Here is a 16,699-nt window from a genome sequence, read left to right on the forward strand (position 1 = left end):
TGCGCCGACACGCCCGTGGCCGATGCGTCAGGGCCGGCGCGGCAGTAGCGTTGGCTACGTGCTTCCGGTCGCGCTCACCTGTCCGCTGTGGTGGGTGGCGCGCTGGGCTACGCGGGTGCTGACCAGCCTCGCAGCGGTCGCGGCCCTGGCGCTGGGCGCGAGCCCCGCCTCGGCCCCCGTGCCACCGCTGAGCGCCGTGCCACCGCTGAGCGCCGTGCCGCCCCTGAGCGCCGTGCCAGAGGCTGCCGTGCACCCGGCCTCGGCGGTTCGTGCGGGTGCCGCCGAGGAGTTCATCCCGGCCGGGTCGGTCGACGCGCAACCGGCGCCGTCCGGCGACCAGGGCGCCATCGCGACCGGCATGCTTCCGGTGTCCGCGGCCGGGTCCGACCGGCCGCCTCTCGTCGACGCTTCGCGCGGCTGGGCTCCCCGAGGTCCGCCCCGGCGCTGAGTCACCGGGCCATGCGCCCCGTCGTCGCGCCCTGTCGATCCACCAGCTCCGCACCCCGCCGATCCGTGGCCCGCCGTGGCCAGGTCGCGGCCGGGGCTCCCCATCGCTTTGCTCTCTCCGCGAGGAGCCGACCATGGAGACTGCCGTCTTCTACCAGTTCGTGACCGATGTGCCGCAGGCCGCTGCCATCTGGTCGACCCTGTTCCTGCTGGCGCTGGGCGTACTCGCCGTGCTGGTCGCCCGCCCCGAGCGGGACCGCCGCGCGGACGACCCAGTCCCGGCCGCGCCGACCGCCCGCGAGGTGGCCGCGGCCGAAGCCGACGACCTGCGCCGGTACGCCGAGGAGGTGACAGTCGCCGCGACCGGCGCCGCCAAGACGGCCCGGCGGCGACGCGATGCCTGGGTCACCGCTCAGGAACTGGTGGAGCGGGCCTGGGTGGGGTACGACGAGGCGGACACCGCCACCCGTCGCTTCGCGGGTTCTGGTGCGCTGCCCACCCCGCACACCCCCCGGACTCCCGCCGAGTACGCCTCCCGGGAGCGCTACCTGCACCGTGCGGCGATGGCGGCGTACTGGCGGGGCGATCTGACCATGGCGCAGCTCGGTGACGTGCTCGCCCACCGGCGCGGCTGGGATTCCCGGCGGCACCCGGTCGAGCAGGAGGTGCTGCTCAGCCGGGTGATCCGGGACGCGAGACTGGCCGACTACCGGGCCGCCGCCACCGCGGAGCGGGCCGCCTGGCGGGACGCGGAACTGGCTGCCGAGTCGGCGCGCACCCTTGCCGAGGAGGCGTACGCGGCAACGGCGCGGCTGCGGCCCAGCCCGGCACCCGCCCGACGCGCGGCGAGTGGGGCGTCCCGTCCCGCCCTCGTGGCACGGTGGCGCCCGGCTCGCGCGGGTTGAGCCCGATCCGTTACGTGAGCCCGGTCACGCCATTCGGAAATCGGGCGTCCGACGCGTTCGGCTCGATCTTTCCCGTGATTGTGGCCGCATTATCGGCAGCCTGTCCGGTTGTCGCCCGTAGGCGTCGCCGTAACCGGTTGTCCCATCGAGTCACATCATCGGCAGTACGCGCAGAAATTGTCGCACCGAATCGGGTTTACGCAGGTGAACCTGGCTTGGCAGGCCGCGAACAGGCCAGTAGTGTCGTCCCGTCCGGTGCGGTAACCGATCGCAACAGGCGACGCCGCGCCGACCCGCTCAATCGTGCTTAACGAACCGGGGACCCATCAGTAAGTCTGGGGTGAATCCGCGAGCCACGGCCTGCGGTAGGGCGATCTTCCCGCCCGAATCCGTCAGCTAACCCGGTAGGCGGTGTCGGAAGGAGTTCCAAACCCGTGCAGCACCTTTCCACCCCTCGGTTGTTCCCACGCCTCCACGGCGCAGCGGTGCCCCCGCTCATCCGTCCAGTGACGGTGAGCTGACCCCCCGGGTCATCGCCTCTCCCGCCCGGCCCCGCCGGGTGTTCCCCTGAGCGGTTCACCATCCGCGGACCACTGTCCGCGCGCTGGCGCCTGCCCGGATACCGGTCCGGCCCGTGGTGTGCCGCTCTCCCCCGATCCGTGGAGGACCCCGTGAAGCACACCATGCAGCGTCAGCTCCGTCGCCTGGCGACCGAGCGCCCGTACCAGATCGTCGCCACCTCCGCCGCGGCCCTCGTGATCGCCACGGCCACCGGCGCCCTGCTCACCGGCGCCGACGACGCGCCGGCCAGCCACCGCACCGCTACCACTGTCGCCGAGATGCGCAGTGACACCGCCGCTACCCTCGGCGACGCGCGCGACGCGTCCCCCAGTGCCGCGCCGACGACCGCCGCCCCAGCCACCAGCGCCGCGTCGCCCGCCGCCAAGGCCAGCGCCAACCCGGATCTGACCCGTAAGCGGCAGACGCCGAAGCCGCCCGCGACCAAGGTGCTCGACTACGACTACGAGGCGCAGAACACGTACTACAACTGCGGCCCCGCAGCCACCCGCAACGCGCTCAGCGCCACCGGCATCGACCGCACCCAGGAGGAACTCGGTGCCGAGCTGGGCACCACCGAGATGGGCACCAACTCGGCCGAGGACACCACCCGAGCACTCAACGCCGAGGTGAAGGGCTCCCCGTACCAGACCCGGATGTTTGCCGGCGCGCCCAGCCCGGCCCAGATGGACCGGCTCCAGGCCGATGTGGTCAAGGCCATCACCGACGGCCGGGGCGTGGTGGCCAACGTCGTCGGCGACGCCACCGACACCGACGGCGGCTGGCACTCCTACGGCGGCGGGCACTACATCGCCGTCGTGGGCTACAAGGACAACGGCCGGACCGTGCGGATCGCCGACTCGGCGAACCCGGCCGACCCGTCCTACTGGATCACCACGATCGACCTTGCCAACTGGATTGCCACCCGGGGCTACTCCGCCTGATCCAGGCACGTAGACCGCCGCGGGCGTCGTCCCCCACGAGGGGCCGGCGCCCGCGGCCTCATTCCGGTACGCGCCGCCGTCGGCGACTCTCGTACCCGGCCGCGAACCGTGGCAGACTGCGGCCGTGGTGGATGAATCGGGTGACCGCACCGGTCGCCTGCCGGTCCTGCTGCTGCTGCACGGTATGGGGGCGACCGGAGACGTCTGGCTGCCGTGGGCGCCGTTGCTGGAGCAGCACTGGCCGGGGCGGTGGCTCGCACCGGATCTCGCCGGCCACGGCTGGTCGGCCCCGCTGCCGTCGTACTCCTTTGCTGGTTTCGCCGGCCGAATCGCTCAGGGCCTCGCCGCCGACGACCGGCTCGTCGTGCTCGGGCACTCGCTGGGCGGGGTGGTGGGCCTGGCGCTGGCCGCCCGCGCCGCCGGGACACCTGTGGACGCGGTGGTCGGGCTCGGCATCAAGGCGCTCTGGTCACCCGCCGAGCTGGCCCGCGCCGCTGAGCTCGCCGCACGCCCGGTGAGCTGGTTCGCCAGCCGTACCGAGGCGGCCCGCCGCTATCTGCGCGTCTCCGGGTTGGTCGGCCTGGTCCCGCCGGATCATCCGGTGGTGGACGCCGGGTTGCGTCAGGTCGCCGGCCGGTGGCGCCTCGCCATGGACCCGACAGCCTTCGGCGTCGGCGAGCCCGACCTGGCCCCGTTGCTGGCGGCGACCGACGTGCCGGTGGTGCTGGCCCGCGGGGAACACGACCCGATGGTCACCGACGAGCAGCTCAAGGCGTACGGCGTACCGGTCGCCACGCTGCCCGGTCTCGGCCACAACGCACACGTCGAGGACCCGGCGGCCGTGCTGGCGCTGCTCGACCCGTACCGACGTGGGTGAGTTGGATGAAGCGGACGCGGTGGCCGGGGGCTCAGGTGGTGGGGGAAACCCGCTCCAGGTCCGGCTCGACCGGCCGCCCGGGGGGCGGCGGGCTCCAGTCCGGCTCCAGCTCGCGCCTGGCGGCGTCCAGGAACGCGTCGGCGTACGACTCGGCCGGGAAGTCACCGAGGTAGCGCCGCCGGGTCGCCCAACGCCCCGGCGCCATCGGATCGGTGCCGAGCATCTGGCCCAGCACATCGTCCAGGTTCGTCATGTCCCGGTGCAGCACGTAGCCCGCGCCGGCCAGTGGGAACCGCTCGGTGAACCGGTCACCCTCGCCGCCCATGTCGGTCACGGCGAAGGGCTTGCCGGAGTAGAGGTAGTCCGAGATCACGCCGGAGACGTCGGAGATCAGCGCGTCGGAGCGGTTCACGCTATCCACCAGGCTCAGGCCGCGGGCGGCGGCGCCCCAGACGTGCGGCCGGCCGGTCCGCGCCCGGTCCGCCGCGAGCAGCTCGGTCAGCCGACCCAGCTGCCGCGCCGATGCCGGGTTCTGCGTGGTGTACGGGTGGGCGCGCAGGATGACCGTCACGCCCCGGTCGAGCAGCTTGCGCAGCATCGGTTCGGCCACCGGCAGCGAGCAGTAGTCCGCGTCCGCGTGATGTCCCGTCCAGGTCGGGGTGTAGAGCACCGTGCGGGGTGCGTCGGCAGCCAGGGGCTCCGGGCGTACGGTGATTGACTCGACCTGCGGGCGGCCCACTATCACGAACTTCTCCGCCGGGATCTGCACCCCGGCCCGGGCGTACCGCTCGATTGCCGCCGGGCCGGCCACGAAGATCCGGTCGAAGATTCCCGACACCGGGTTGGCGCTCGGCGCCTTGTCGCTGTCGCCGTGGTGCAGCTGGACGTGGGTGAGCTGGGTGAAGCGGATGCAGTGGCTGTTCTTCGCACCGTGGTTGACGTAGAACGCCGCCCGCAGGCTCGGCACCAGCACCTCGTCCATCGCCCTCAGGGTGGGGCAGTAGACCACTGGCGCATCGGTGGCTGCGGCGATCGGGGCCAGGAACTCCGGCTCCCTCAGCACGACCATGAACGGCCGGCCGATCCGCTTCAGGTACGGCAGCCACATGGTGACCTGGTACTCCGAGCCGGGAGGCGCGGAGAAGTAGAGCAGGAACTCCGGCTGGTGCCGGCGCAGCGCCCGGCCCACCGCCCCGCCGCCGGCCGGTGGCCGGAACCGGCGCCGGGCGAGACTCAGCGCGATCGTGCCGGCGCCGGCGCCGACCAGCAGGCCCGCCGCGAGGGCGACCAGGGCCGGCATGGTCGCCGCGGCGGCCAGCGCCACCACGGCGAGAAGCACGAGCAGCGCGTCGCCGAGGTGCGTGGCGACCGGCGCCGTCCAGGACCGCACCGGCAGGTTGGCCGCCCGGATCTCCAGGTTGCCGGCGTCCCGCAGCGGGCCCACCAGCAGCACCAGCCCGAGCAGCACCAGCGCGGCGGCTGCCAGCGCGGGGTCGAACCCGCCGTCCAGCCGTCGGGCGTAGCCGACCAGGACGGCGGCGGCGATCAGTGTCGTCTCGGCGGCGGTGTCCGCGTCCTGGCGGATCCGTCGCTCAGCGGCGGTGGCGACGAGGGCGGCCACGGCCAGCGCCAGCCCCCAACCGGTCGCCCCGGTCAGCGCCACGACCAGGAAGGCCAGCACGGCCAGCCCGATGCTCAGGCACCGTGCGATCAGTTTCCGGACCAGGTCACCACGCATGTCGCTCCGTTCACCATCGTCCGGTCAGCAGTGTTCGGCCGTCAGCCGACGGTCGCCGAGGCGGCATTGATCTCGTCGGCCAGCCGCGGTGTCTGGGCCGGCACGGTCCGCGCCGCTTCGCCCGGCGCCCGGCGTACGTCGATGACCTGCCCGGTGAGTTCCGAGATCAGCACGTCCAGCGACGACTGGGCGACGGCCTCCGCGGCGAGCAGGGTGTGCTCCGGCTCCTCGCCGAAGGCCCGCGTCCGCATCGGGGTGGCGGTCCGCTCCGGGTTGATGCAGTTGACGCGTACGCCGACGTCGGCCCATTCGTCGGCGAGCGCCTGGGTGAGGTTGACCAGGGCGGCCTTGGTGGCCGAGTAGAGAGCGTAGCGGGCCCGTCCCCGGGTGTAGGAGCTGGACGTGTACAGCAGCAGCTGGCCCTTGGTCTGCTGGAGATACGGAAGGGCCTGGCGGGCGATGGTCACCGGGCCGACGAAGTTGACCTGGAGCAGCCGGTCCATCGTCTCCTCGTCCATCTCGGCGAGGGCGCCCCTCTCCAGGATGCCGGCGGTCACCACCACGTGGTCGATCCGGCCGGTGGCCTCGAAGGCGGTCTTCAGCGCGGCCTCGACGTCCCCGGCCCGCTCCACGTGGGTGCCGGTGGTGGAACGGCTGAACGGGAAGACCTGGGCGCCGTAGCGACGGGCCAGCTCGGTCAGCTCGTGGCCGATGCCGTAGCTGCCGCCGAACACGACGATGGTGCGGCCGGTCAGCTCCTCGCTGTAGCTGCGGTGGTCGGTCAGCCGGGGGGCCTGCGCCGCGGCGAGCTGGAAGAGCTTGTCCGCCAGGTGCACGTCGACCGGGTGGGTGACCTTGATGTTCTCGTCCGAACCGTCGATCACCTTGATCGGCGTGCCGGGCAGGTAGCGCAGCACCACACCGCAGTCGTCGGTGGCGGCGAAGTGCGGGTCGCCCTCGGCGATCCGGTACGCCTCGCGGATGGTGCTGGAGCGGAACGCCTGCGGGGTCTGGCCGCGGCGCAGCGAGGAGCGGACCGGAATGTCGGTGATGCAGTCGTTCTCGTCGACCTGGATGATCGTGTCCGCCGACGGGATGGCCACGTCGACCGCGGAGTACGTCCAGAGGGCGTTCACGCACTCCCGCACGATCCGGGCGCTGACCAGCGGGCGTACCGCGTCGTGGAAGAGGATGTTGACGTCGCCGTCACCGATCGCGTCCAGGGCGAGCCGGGTGGTCGCGTTGCGGGTGTCACCGCCCTCGATCACCTTCTTCACCTTGCGGAACCCGGCCTGCGCCACGATCCGCTGGGCGTCGGCGAGGTGGCTGGCGGCCATCATCACGATGATCTCGTCGATCTCGGGGGCGGCCTCGAAGACGGCGAGGGTGTGCTCGATGATCGGCTTGCCGGCGATCTTCAAAAGCTGCTTGGGGATGCCGAGCCCGAGTCGTTCGCCGGTACCGCCGGCCAGCACCACCGCCACCGTCCGGCTGGGTAGCCAGGACGCCGGCGGAGCTGCCGCCGCGGCGTCCGGGACGGGGGCCTGCTGGTGGGTCATTGCCGATCCTCACTGATCCGCTGGTGCTGCGAGCTGCCAACGCCGGTCCCGGGCTCCCACCACCGTCGCGGCGGGAGCCCGGGGCGCGTCACCTGGTGGACATGTAGTCCTCGTAGGCCTTGGTCACCTCGTCGGTGGTGCCGTCCATCCGGATCTGCCCCGACTCCAGCCAGATCGACCGCTCGCAGGTGTCCCGGATCGAGCTGATCGAGTGGCTGACGAGGAACACCGTACCGGCGTCCGCGCGCAGCTCCCGGATCCGCTGCTCGCTGCGACGCCGGAACCGGGTGTCGCCGGTCGCCAGCGCCTCGTCGATCAGCAGCACGTCGTGCTTCTTGGCCGCCGAGATCGAGAAGCGCAGCCGGGCCTGCATGCCCGAGGAGTACGTCCGCATCGGTAGGGAGGCGAAGTCGTCGCGCTCGTTGATCCCGGAGAAGGAGAGGATCTGCGGGGTCATCTTGCGGACCTGCTCGGGGCTCATCCCCATCGCCAGACAGCCGAGGGCGACGTTGCGCTCGCCGGAAAGGTCGCCGAGCAGGGCGGCGTTCACCCCCAGCAGGGACGGCTGGCCCTGGGTGAAGATCCGGCCGCGGTTGACCGGCATCAGGCCGGCGATGGCGCGCAGCAGGGTCGACTTGCCGGAGCCGTTGCTGCCGATCAGCCCGACCGCCTCGCCTCGGTACGCGGTGAAGCTGACGCCCTTGACCGCGTGCACCTCACGCAGCGTCGGCCGTTGCGGCTGCCGGGAGATGATGCGCCGCAGCGCGGCGACGGGGGAGCCGGCGTTGCCCGACCCGGCACCGTAGACCCGGTAGATGAGGTGGGCGTCGTCCACGATCACCGTGGGGATCCGCTCGCCGACGGCCGTGGTGGCCGCGTCCGCCGGTACGTTGAGCTGCTCAGCCACGACCGTACTCCTGTTCTCCGCGCCAGAAGTAAACATATCCGCTAATACTGACCACGGCCGCCCAGGCGACCGCCAGCAACCAGAGCCGCGGCGCCGACGAGGTCAGCGGCGCGTTCTCCAGCAGCGCGTGCCGGACCAGCTCGATGTAGATCAGCAGTGGGTTGAACTGCACGAGGGTGGCCAGCGCCGCCGGCAGGTTCTGCTCGAACACCTTCACGCTGTAGAGCACCCCGGAGCCGTACATCCAGGTCCGCATGACGAACGGCATGATCTGCTTCATGTCGCTCAGCTTCGAGCCGAGCCGGGCGAGGAACAGTGCCACGCCGATGTTGAAGATCGCCTGGAGCAGCATCGCCGGCACCACCAGCAGCCACTCCAGCGTGATCGGCTCGCCGGTGACCAGCACGATCCCCACCAGGACGATCATCGCGGTGACCAGGTTCTGGAACTGGGTGATGGTGACCGCGATCGGCAGGCTGGCCCGCGGGAAGTGCAGCGCCCGGATGAGCCCGAGGTTGCCGGTGATCGCCTGGGTGCCGCCGAGCGCCACGGACTGGGTGAAGTTGAAGACGAACAACCCCACGCAGAGGTAGGCGATGAAGTTCGGCACCGAGGCCTTGGTGCTGAGGATCACGCCGAAGATGAAGTAGTAGACCGCCGCGTTTGTCAGCGGGGTCAGCACCTGCCACAACTGGCCCAGTCGCGCCTGACTGAACGCCGACACGAGTTTGGCGTTGGCGTACGCCGTGATGAAGTGCCGATAGGACCACAGTTGCCGCGTGTAGAGGCCCAGTCCGGGTCTCGCTCCGGCGACGCTCAGGCCGTGCCGGGCGGCGAGTTGCGCCCCGGTGAGTCCCGAATCGGCGTCGGCCACCGCCGTGTTGGACATGTGAAGGCGCTCCGATCTTGTTGTGGGTGCTCGACGGCAGAGCGCGGCCCGCACGCGGCGCGTCGCTTCGTCGTTGCGTGGAAGGTAGTGGACCACACGTCGGGACGCAACCGTACCGTCGCTGCGGTACATTGTCCCACGTGACGACCGAGAAGAGGCGCGCCCCGGCGGGCGCGGCGGTGCTCCGTGGTGAGATCACCACGGCCATCCGCCGTGCGCTGATGCAGGAGCTCGCGGCGGTCGGTTACGGACGGCTCTCCATCGAGGCGGTCGCCCGGCGGGCCGGTGTCAGCAAGACGGCGATCTATCGGCGGTGGAGTTCCAAGCCGCAGTTGGTCCTCGAGATCGTCTCCGCCGCGGCGGGGCAGCGCCTGCCGTTGCCGGACACCGGCGACCTCCGAGGTGACCTGGAGATCCTCTTCATGATCATGGCCAGGGCGCTGCGGCACCCGCTGGCCGCACAAATCATTCCTGACCTGCTGGCCGAGGCCGCCCGCAATCCACAGATGGCGCAGACGCTCGAACAGGTGCTGCGAACCAACCAGCGCGACATCGCCGGCCAACTGGTCGGCCGTGCCATCGAGCGCGGACAGCTGGGTCCGGACACCGATCTCGACCTGGCGGTCGACCTGATCGTCGGGCCTCTGTACTGGCGACTCGCCGTCTCCCGCGCGCCGTTGTCCGCGGACGATCTGCCACGACTGGCAACCATGGTCGCCACTGCTCTGGAGGTAGCATGCCAACCGACTGTCCGGTCAGAGCCGGGCTTCCAACCAACCCCCATGACCCCGGGCGTCGATCCGATTCATCCATGACCCCGTCGGTACCGCCCGCTTCGGTGTCAACCGGACCGGCTAGCATCGCGTCCCGAACGAACCCCCTGTCCCGAGGAGGAAGCCCATGTCTGGGCTGAACGCGGAATTCATCCCCCCCGCCCGTCCGGTAATCGGCGAGGCCGAGATCGAGGCGGCTGTGCGCGTGCTGCGCAGTGGCCTGGTCGTGCAGGGTCCGGAGGTCAAGGCGTTCGAGGAGGAGTTCGGAGAGCTCGTCGCCGGGCGGCACTGCGTCGCGGTGAACTCCGGGACGTCGGCTCTTCAGCTGACCCTGATGGCGCTCGGCTTCGGCCCCGGCGACGAGATCATCGTGCCCTCGTTCTCCTTCGCGGCCAGCGCGAACGCCGTGCGGCTGGTCGGCGCCGTGCCGGTCTTCGTGGACATCGAGCCGGGCAGCTTCTGCATCGACCCGGAGGCGGTCGCCGCGGCGATCACGCCGCGCACCGTGGCCATCATGCCGGTGCACCTCTACGGGCACCCGGCCGCGATGGACCGGATCATGGCCATCGCCGAGCAGCACTCCCTCGCCGTCGTCGAGGACGCCGCCCAGGCCCACGACGCCGCGGTGAACGGGCGGCCGGTCGGCGCCATCGGCACCGCCGGATGCTTCAGCTTCTACCCGACCAAGAACATGCACTCGCTCGAGGGTGGCATGGTCACCACCGCCGACCCCGAGCTGGCCCGGACCCTGCGGCTGCTGCGCAACCAGGGCATGGAGCAGCGGTACGCCAACGAGATCGTCGGCGCCAACATGCGGATGACCGACGTGGCCGCGGCGATCGGCCGGGTGCAGCTGCGTCAGCTCCCCGAGTGGACCGAGCAGCGGCGGGCGAACGCCAAGTTCCTCGACTCGAAGATCACCGGGATGGTCACCCCGCCGGTGGCCGACAACGCGCGTCACGTCTACCACCAGTACACCGTGCGGGTGCAGAGCGGTAACCGCGACGCCGCCCAGCGGCGCCTCACCGAGCTGGGCATCGGCAACGCCGTCTACTACCCGACCCCGATCCACCGGCTCAAGCCGTACCTCAACGAGGACGGCCAGCCCGGTCCGTGGGAGCTGCCGGAGACCGAGCGGGCCGCCGCCGAGGTCATCTCGCTGCCGATCCACCCGTCGCTGTCGCCTGCCGATCTGGACCGGATCGCCGAGGCCGCCAACCTCGCCGGGGGTGCCCGATGAGCGCCACCCAGGGACGTAAGCTGCGCGCCGGCCTGATCGGCCTGGGCGCGATGGGGCGCAACCACGCCCGGGTCCTCTCCGGCCTGGACGGCGTCGAGCTGGTCGGCATCGTCGACCCGGCCGGTGACACCACAGGCACCCTGCGCGCACCGGTGGTGCCCGAGCTGAGCGACCTGCTCGCGCTCGGCATCGACTACGCCGTTGTGGCCTGCCCGACGGCGCTGCACGAGCAGATCGGTGTGGAACTGGCCGCCAACGGCGTATCCGCGCTGATCGAGAAGCCGCTCGCCCAGTCGGTGCAGGCCGCGACCCGTCTCGTCGAGGCGTTCGAGTCCGCCGGCCTGGTGGCTGGCGTCGGCCACATCGAGCGGTACAACCCGGCCCTGCAGAACCTGCGCACCCGCCTGGAGGCCGGCGAGCTCGGTGAGGTCTTCCAGGTCGTCACCCGCCGCCAGGGCCCGTTCCCGCACCGGATCGCCGACGTCGGCGTGGTCATGGACCTCGCGACCCACGACATCGATCTGACCAGCTGGGTCACCGGTCAGGAATACACCTCGGTGTCGGCCCGGACGGTCTCGCGCAGCGGCCGGCTGCACGAGGACATGGTCGCCGTGGTCGGTCAGCTCGCCGACGGCACGATGGTCAACCACCTGGTCAACTGGCTGAGCCCGCTCAAGGAACGGTCGACGGTCATCACCGGTGACCGGGGCTGCTTCGTGGCAGACACCCTCACCGCCGACCTGACCTTCTACGCCAACGCCGCCATCGACACCGAGTGGGAGGCGCTGCGGGCGTTCCGCGGCGTCGCCGAGGGCGACATGGTCCGCTACGCGATCCCGAAGCGCGAGCCGCTGCTGGTGGAGCACGAGCGCTTCCGGGACGCGGTCGAGGGCAAGGACAGCGACATCGTCACCCTTCGGCAGGGGCTGCGGACCGTGCAGGTCGCGGCCGCGCTGCTCGCCTCCGCCGCCGACGGCTCCACCATCTCGGTGGGCAGTCGCGACGCGGCCGCCCCGGCGGACGCCGCCCTCCTGTCCTGACAGGACGGTGGCATCCCCGCCACCTCGACCGACCGGCGCGGTGCCATGTGCGCCCCGGACAGCAGATTCGATCCTCTTCAACGAAGGGACCGTGCATGGCACCGCCCGCTCGTCGGCCTCGGCTCGCGGTCATCGTAGCCAACGGCATCACCGGCGACTCGCGCGTCCAGAAGATCGCCATCGCGGCGGCCCGGGACGGGTGGGACGTCACCCTGATCGGTGCCGGCGGCACCAAGATCCGGCGAACTCGGATGGGCCCGATCGACGTGGTCCGGATCCCGGTGCGCTCGCACATGCGCCAGGAGCTGACCGGCCATCCGCTGCGTCGCAAGATCACCCAGTTCGGCATCAGTGACAAACAGGCAATGGCCCGCCGCCGGGCGATCCACCAGGCCTGGGTTCGGCAGGCGACCGCCGAGATCGGCTGGCTGCGCGGCGACGGCAGCCAGTCCGGCACCCGTCGGCTGATCGGTCTGCCGCCGAGCCGGGCGCTGGGCGCCATGGTGCGGGTCCGCCGGGCTGCGCACAAGTTCCGGGAGCGCGCCTTCGGCTGGGAGCAGGCCCAGGCACTGAAGCCGAAGCCGACCGGCAACTGGCGGCGGGACTGGCCCCAGCTGCTCGACCTCGACCTGGCCTTCGGGCCGTTCATCGAGGAACTGAAGCCGGACCTGATCCACGCCAACGACATCACGATGATCAACACGGCGGCGCTCACCGTCGCCCGGATGCGGGCGCGTGGCGAGAAGGTCGCCTGGATCTACGACGCCCACGAGTACGTCCCGGGCGTCGACTGGCCCAAGCCCGAGATGTCCACCGCGTTCCCCGGCGTGGAGAAGGAGTTCATCCGTCGCGCCGACGCGGTGGTCACCGTCTCGCCGGAGATCGCCGAGCGGCTGCGGGCCGACTACAAATTGCCCATCACGCCGCCGGTGGTCCGCAACACCCCGATTCGCGAGTCGGTCGGCACGCAGGCCGTCCCGCCGTCGGTGCGGGCGGCGAGCGGCGTCGGTCCCGAGGTGCCGCTGCTGGTCTACTCCGGGTGGCTCTCCGCGGAGCGTGGGCTGGGCACCGCAGTCAACTCGCTGGCCGAGCTGACCGAGTTCCACCTGGCGATCGTCTCCGGGCGGACAAGCCCCGAACTGGAGTTCCTGCTCAACCGCGCCGAGGAGATCGGCGTCCGCGACCGGATCCACGTGGTGCCCTACGTGCCGCAGCACGCCGTTCCGGACTACCTCTCCACCGCCGACCTGGGGCTGATCTGTTCCAAGCGGACGCTGAACTACGAGCTCTCCCTGCCGACCAAGCTGGCCGAGTACCTGCACGGCCGACTGCCGGTGATCGCCAGTGACGTCAAGACCCTCGGCGCGTACGTCTCGACGCACGACGTGGGCGAGGTCTTCGTCTCCGACGACCAGCCGAGCTTCGTCGAGGCGGTGCGTCGCGGGTACGCCCGGCGCGACGAGCTGAAGGCGCACATCACGGAGGACATCCTCACCGAGCTGTCCTGGGAGGAGCAGGTCGCCGGGCTGATGAGGCTCTACCGCGAGGTCGCCCCGGTCGCCCCCCTGCAGCCGCGGCCGGAGGTGCCCTGGACGGTGGAGGAGCACGCCGCTCCCAAGCCTGTCGACACCACGACCGACCGGCCGCTGGACGCCTGGCGTCCGCTGGGCGAGACCCGCATCCGGCTCGGCCTGGGCCCGGCCAACTACGCCGGCCAGGCGGCGGCCTTCGCGCAGGCCATCTGCCGGGACAACCCCGACGTCTCGGCCGAGGTCGTGATGCGCAAGGGGCCGGACACGTTCGTCTTCCCGGCCGACGTCTACCTCGACCTCAATCGGATCAACCAGCTCGACTTCCAGCTGGAGCAGGTCCAGCGGATCGTTCCGCGCATGACCCACCTCCTCGTGGACGCCTTCCTGCCGGTCTTCGGGTACCTCAACGGTGACAACATCGAGGGCGATCTGCCGGCGCTGCTCCAGGCCAAGATCAAGGTGGCGCTGCTCGCGCACGGCAGCGAGATTCGGCATCCGGGTCGGCACCTGGAACGGCACGAGTTCTCACTGTTCCGGGACGCGCCCGAAGGTGTGGCCGAGCGACTGACCCGGCGCGCCGAGCGCAACCGCCGGGTCGCCGAAGAAAGCGGCCTGCCGCTCTTCGTCACCACTCCGGACCTCCTGGAGGACCTGCCCGGGGCAGCCTGGGCACCCCAGGTGGTCGACGTGGCGAGCTGGGCCAGCGATCACCCGGTCATGCAGCGCCGCCGGCCGGTGGTTCTGCACGCGCCATCGGCCCGCTGGACCAAGGGCACCGACCGGATCCTGCCCGTCCTCACCGAGCTGCACGACGAGCAGGCGATCGAGCTGAAGCTGATCGAGGGCGTGCCATGGGAGGAGATGCGGGAACTCGTCCGCACCGCCGACATCGTGCTCGACCAGTTCGCCACCGGCGCGTACGGCACCTTCGCCGTCGAGGCCATGGCGGCCGGCCGGCCCGTCGTGGCGTTCCTCAACGAGGAGATGCACGCCCGGTTCGGCGCCCACCCGCCGATCGTCAACGCCACCCCCGGCTCGCTGCGCAAGGCGATCGAGTCGCTGATCGAGGACCGGGAGCGGGCGGCGCAGATCGGCGCGGCATCGGTCGAGTACGCCCGCGAGTTCCACGACGGCCGGCGCACCGCCAGCGTCTTCGAGGACTTCCTCAGCTGATGGTGGGGCGGCCGCCCGCCCCACCCGTACGGCCGAACGGGCGGCCCGCGTCACCGCGGGCCGCCCGTTCGTCTGTCGACTGCCTAGAGTTCCAGACCGGTCGTGACGCGCAGGTCCGGATACCGGCGGGCCACACGTGCGGCCAGCGTGACCGTGTAGACGTCCGACGCGACCACCAGGTCCACGGTGTCCAGGTCGACCGCGCGCAGCGCCGCGTCAAACTGCGTGGCCAGCAGCCGGGGGCGGAACGCCCGGTAGGGCGGCATGAAGAGTCGCTTGTGGACAGCCCCGGAGACCTTTGCCTGCGCCCGCGACAGCACGTCCGCCGGGCGGCGCAACGGCCGGCCCCACCGCCGCTGGGCCAGCCGACCCGCGGCCTTGCTGACCGCTCGAGGCACCCGGAACACCAGCAGCCGCTCCGCCCTGCGGACCGGTAGCTGCTCCTCGGGACGGTCCAGCGGGTGCAGGTGCGGCGGGTGCTCCAGCGCGGCCTCCTCCCAGTGCTCCAACCGGGAGACCAGAACGTGGACGTCGTCGCCGCGTCCGACGAGGCTCTGCACGTAGTTGGTCAGCCGCAGCGACGGTCGGTGGATCAGCGACAGGATGACGATCCGCTTCGGTCGGCCGGCCGCCGCGTCGTGGAGGTGCTCCTCGTCAACGGCTGTCACCACCGTCTCGGTGCCCTCGACCTGGTCGTCCTGCATCTTCACGCGGGCACCTCCTCCGGCTGTGGTGTGGGCCGCGGCACCCCGGCCAGCGCCCGCAGCTCCGCCTCCAGCGGGGCCAGCATCCGCTCGCGGGTGTACGTCTGGGCATACGCCACCGCCGCCGCCCGAGCCTGCGGGGTGAGGTCGCGGGCCAGCTTCGCGGCGGCGATCATCGTCTCCGCGATGCGTTCCGGCTCCAGGCTGTCCGCGTTGAACCAGAGCGGGTAACCGCGTAGCACCTCCGTGGCGGCAATGCCGGGCGCGTGCACCGAGACGATCGGCCGTCCACTGGCCATGTACTCGAAGATCTTTCCGGAGGTGACGTAGCGGGCGCCGCCGGCAAGGAAGACCAGCACGTCGCTCTCGGCGTACGCGCTTGCCACGTCGGTCTTCGCCACCGGCCCGCGGTAGCGCACCCCGGACACCGGGTCGTCCACCTTGTTCGCCGCCGGGTCCAGACCGAGACGCTCGAGGAGCTGCACGTCGCTGCCGCGGAAGAAGCCCAGGTGGCCGAAGATGTTCAGGTTGGCGTCGGCCAGGTCGGGGTGTTGGCGTGCCAACCCCCACGCCTCGACCAGCTCCTCCACCGGCTGCGCGTGGGTGACCGTACCGAGGTACGAGAAGCTCAGCGGCGCACGCACCTCCCCTGCCGAGGGCGGCGGGGGCATCTCGGCGACCGGCAGGAGCTCCGGATCCCATCCGTTCGCGACGACCATCATGCGGTCAGCCGCCTCGGGATACCGCTCGGCGTGCCAGCCGCGCAGCGCCTCGTTGACGAAGACCGAGTGGCCGGCGTCGCGGAGCACCCGCCGCTCCCACGCCCACACCGGATGCTCATCGGTGAAGGCCGGCTCGTCGGCGAAGAGATCCAACGTCCACGAGTCGCGGTAGTCCACCACATAGGGCAACCGGGTGAACTTGTGGATCAACCACGCCGCGGCGAACGAGGCGAACGGGTTGCCCGTAGCCAGCACCACGTCGAACGGGGCCCTCGCGTGCATTCGCAGCGCCTTGCGCACCGAGGCCCAGCCCCACGACGCGTAGTGCTCGGGGAAGAGCCGCTGGCCGAGGTCGTAGATGTAGCGAGAGGTCACCGGCATGGCCTGCCGGAATCGGCTGAAGCGGCGTACGTCGCGTTCCCAGATGAACTGGTTCAGCCGGGGCCGCTCGACCCGGATCCGCTCGTCGACCGTCTCGGCCAGCTTCTCGTCGACCGAGCCGATCGCCTCGTGCAGAAACTTCAACGGCGCGGCGAGCACTGTGACATCCCAACCCTGCGCCGCCAGGTGGTTCGCTGTCGCCCGCGCGCGGTACACGCCGCTGGCCCGCGACGGAGGGAAGTAGAAGGACAGGTAGAGCACGCGAGGCCCTCGCCTGCTGCGTCTGTTCATCATGCGCCATTCTCTACGA

Annotated in this window: 14 protein-coding genes and 1 riboswitch; of the genes, 8 read left to right on the forward strand and 6 right to left on the reverse strand. The window is 71.2% G+C overall.

Going from position 1 to position 16,699, the window contains the following annotated elements; translation table 11 throughout:
• Window positions 1-58: 58 nt before the first annotated feature.
• From AB0K10_RS28735 to AB0K10_RS28750, 4 genes are all read left to right on the forward strand, one after another.
• Window positions 59-448, forward strand: coding sequence for a hypothetical protein (locus tag AB0K10_RS28735; RefSeq protein WP_363688590.1), 390 nt, complete (start codon window positions 59-61; stop codon window positions 446-448).
• Window positions 449-581: 133 nt separating this feature from the next.
• Window positions 582-1,352 carry a hypothetical protein gene (locus AB0K10_RS28740; protein ID WP_363688592.1) on the forward strand — a complete coding sequence of 257 codons (771 nt, stop codon included), beginning with the start codon at window positions 582-584 and terminating at the stop codon, window positions 1,350-1,352.
• Between the two features lie 284 nt (window positions 1,353-1,636).
• Window positions 1,637-1,778, forward strand: a riboswitch (cyclic di-AMP (ydaO/yuaA leader).
• 233 nt (window positions 1,779-2,011) lie between these two features.
• Entirely contained in the window at window positions 2,012-2,854 is an 843-nt protein-coding gene (locus tag AB0K10_RS28745; RefSeq protein ID WP_363688594.1) for a C39 family peptidase, read from the forward strand.
• A 124-nt stretch (window positions 2,855-2,978) separates the two neighbouring features.
• Window positions 2,979-3,731, forward strand: a complete 753-nt coding sequence (locus AB0K10_RS28750) for an alpha/beta hydrolase (RefSeq protein ID WP_363688596.1) — start codon at window positions 2,979-2,981, stop codon at window positions 3,729-3,731.
• Window positions 3,732-3,762: 31 nt separating this feature from the next.
• On the opposite strand, the gene AB0K10_RS28755 is transcribed toward AB0K10_RS28750, so the two are convergent.
• From AB0K10_RS28755 to AB0K10_RS28770, 4 genes are all read right to left on the reverse strand, one after another.
• Window positions 3,763-5,469, reverse strand: a complete 1,707-nt coding sequence (locus tag AB0K10_RS28755; protein ID WP_363688598.1) for a CDP-glycerol glycerophosphotransferase family protein — start codon at window positions 5,467-5,469, stop codon at window positions 3,763-3,765.
• Window positions 5,470-5,510: 41 nt separating this feature from the next.
• A complete protein-coding gene (locus AB0K10_RS28760) occupies window positions 5,511-7,028 on the reverse strand; it encodes a bifunctional cytidylyltransferase/SDR family oxidoreductase (protein ID WP_363688600.1) in 1,518 nt (505 codons plus the stop codon).
• Between the two features lie 88 nt (window positions 7,029-7,116).
• A complete protein-coding gene (locus tag AB0K10_RS28765) occupies window positions 7,117-7,935 on the reverse strand; it encodes an ABC transporter ATP-binding protein (protein WP_363688602.1) in 819 nt (272 codons plus the stop codon).
• Window positions 7,928-8,824 carry an ABC transporter permease gene (locus tag AB0K10_RS28770; RefSeq protein ID WP_363688604.1) on the reverse strand — a complete coding sequence of 299 codons (897 nt, stop codon included), beginning with the start codon at window positions 8,822-8,824 and terminating at the stop codon, window positions 7,928-7,930. Before AB0K10_RS28770 ends, AB0K10_RS28765 begins: the two co-directional genes overlap by 8 nt.
• Before the next feature lie 179 nt (window positions 8,825-9,003).
• Here AB0K10_RS28770 and AB0K10_RS28775 point away from each other — a divergent pair, with 179 nt between their 5' ends.
• From AB0K10_RS28775 to AB0K10_RS28790, 4 genes are all read left to right on the forward strand, one after another.
• On the forward strand, window positions 9,004-9,639 hold the full coding sequence (locus AB0K10_RS28775) for a TetR/AcrR family transcriptional regulator (protein ID WP_363688662.1): 636 nt from the start codon (window positions 9,004-9,006) through the stop codon (window positions 9,637-9,639).
• Between the two features lie 85 nt (window positions 9,640-9,724).
• A complete protein-coding gene (locus AB0K10_RS28780; protein ID WP_363688606.1) occupies window positions 9,725-10,837 on the forward strand; it encodes a DegT/DnrJ/EryC1/StrS family aminotransferase in 1,113 nt (370 codons plus the stop codon).
• Complete coding sequence (locus AB0K10_RS28785) at window positions 10,834-11,877, forward strand: Gfo/Idh/MocA family oxidoreductase (protein WP_363688608.1); 1,044 nt, start codon at window positions 10,834-10,836, stop codon at window positions 11,875-11,877. The genes AB0K10_RS28780 and AB0K10_RS28785 overlap by 4 nt, the downstream gene beginning before the upstream one ends.
• Window positions 11,878-11,972: 95 nt before the next feature.
• Window positions 11,973-14,582 (forward strand): glycosyltransferase, encoded by a 2,610-nt coding sequence (locus tag AB0K10_RS28790; protein WP_363688610.1) that lies wholly within the window; start codon window positions 11,973-11,975, stop codon window positions 14,580-14,582.
• An 83-nt stretch (window positions 14,583-14,665) separates the two neighbouring features.
• Here AB0K10_RS28790 and AB0K10_RS28795 read toward each other — a convergent pair whose 3' ends face one another.
• Window positions 14,666-15,292: a hypothetical protein gene (locus AB0K10_RS28795; RefSeq protein ID WP_363688612.1), complete on the reverse strand. Its 627-nt coding sequence runs from the start codon at window positions 15,290-15,292 to the stop codon at window positions 14,666-14,668.
• Window positions 15,289-16,683: a glycosyltransferase gene (locus AB0K10_RS28800; protein WP_363688614.1), complete on the reverse strand. Its 1,395-nt coding sequence runs from the start codon at window positions 16,681-16,683 to the stop codon at window positions 15,289-15,291. The genes AB0K10_RS28795 and AB0K10_RS28800 overlap by 4 nt, the downstream gene beginning before the upstream one ends.
• Between the last annotated feature and the right edge of the window lie 16 nt (window positions 16,684-16,699).

The organism is Micromonospora sp. NPDC049274 (assembly GCF_040678875.1).
GTDB lineage: Bacteria > Actinomycetota > Actinomycetes > Mycobacteriales > Micromonosporaceae > Micromonospora.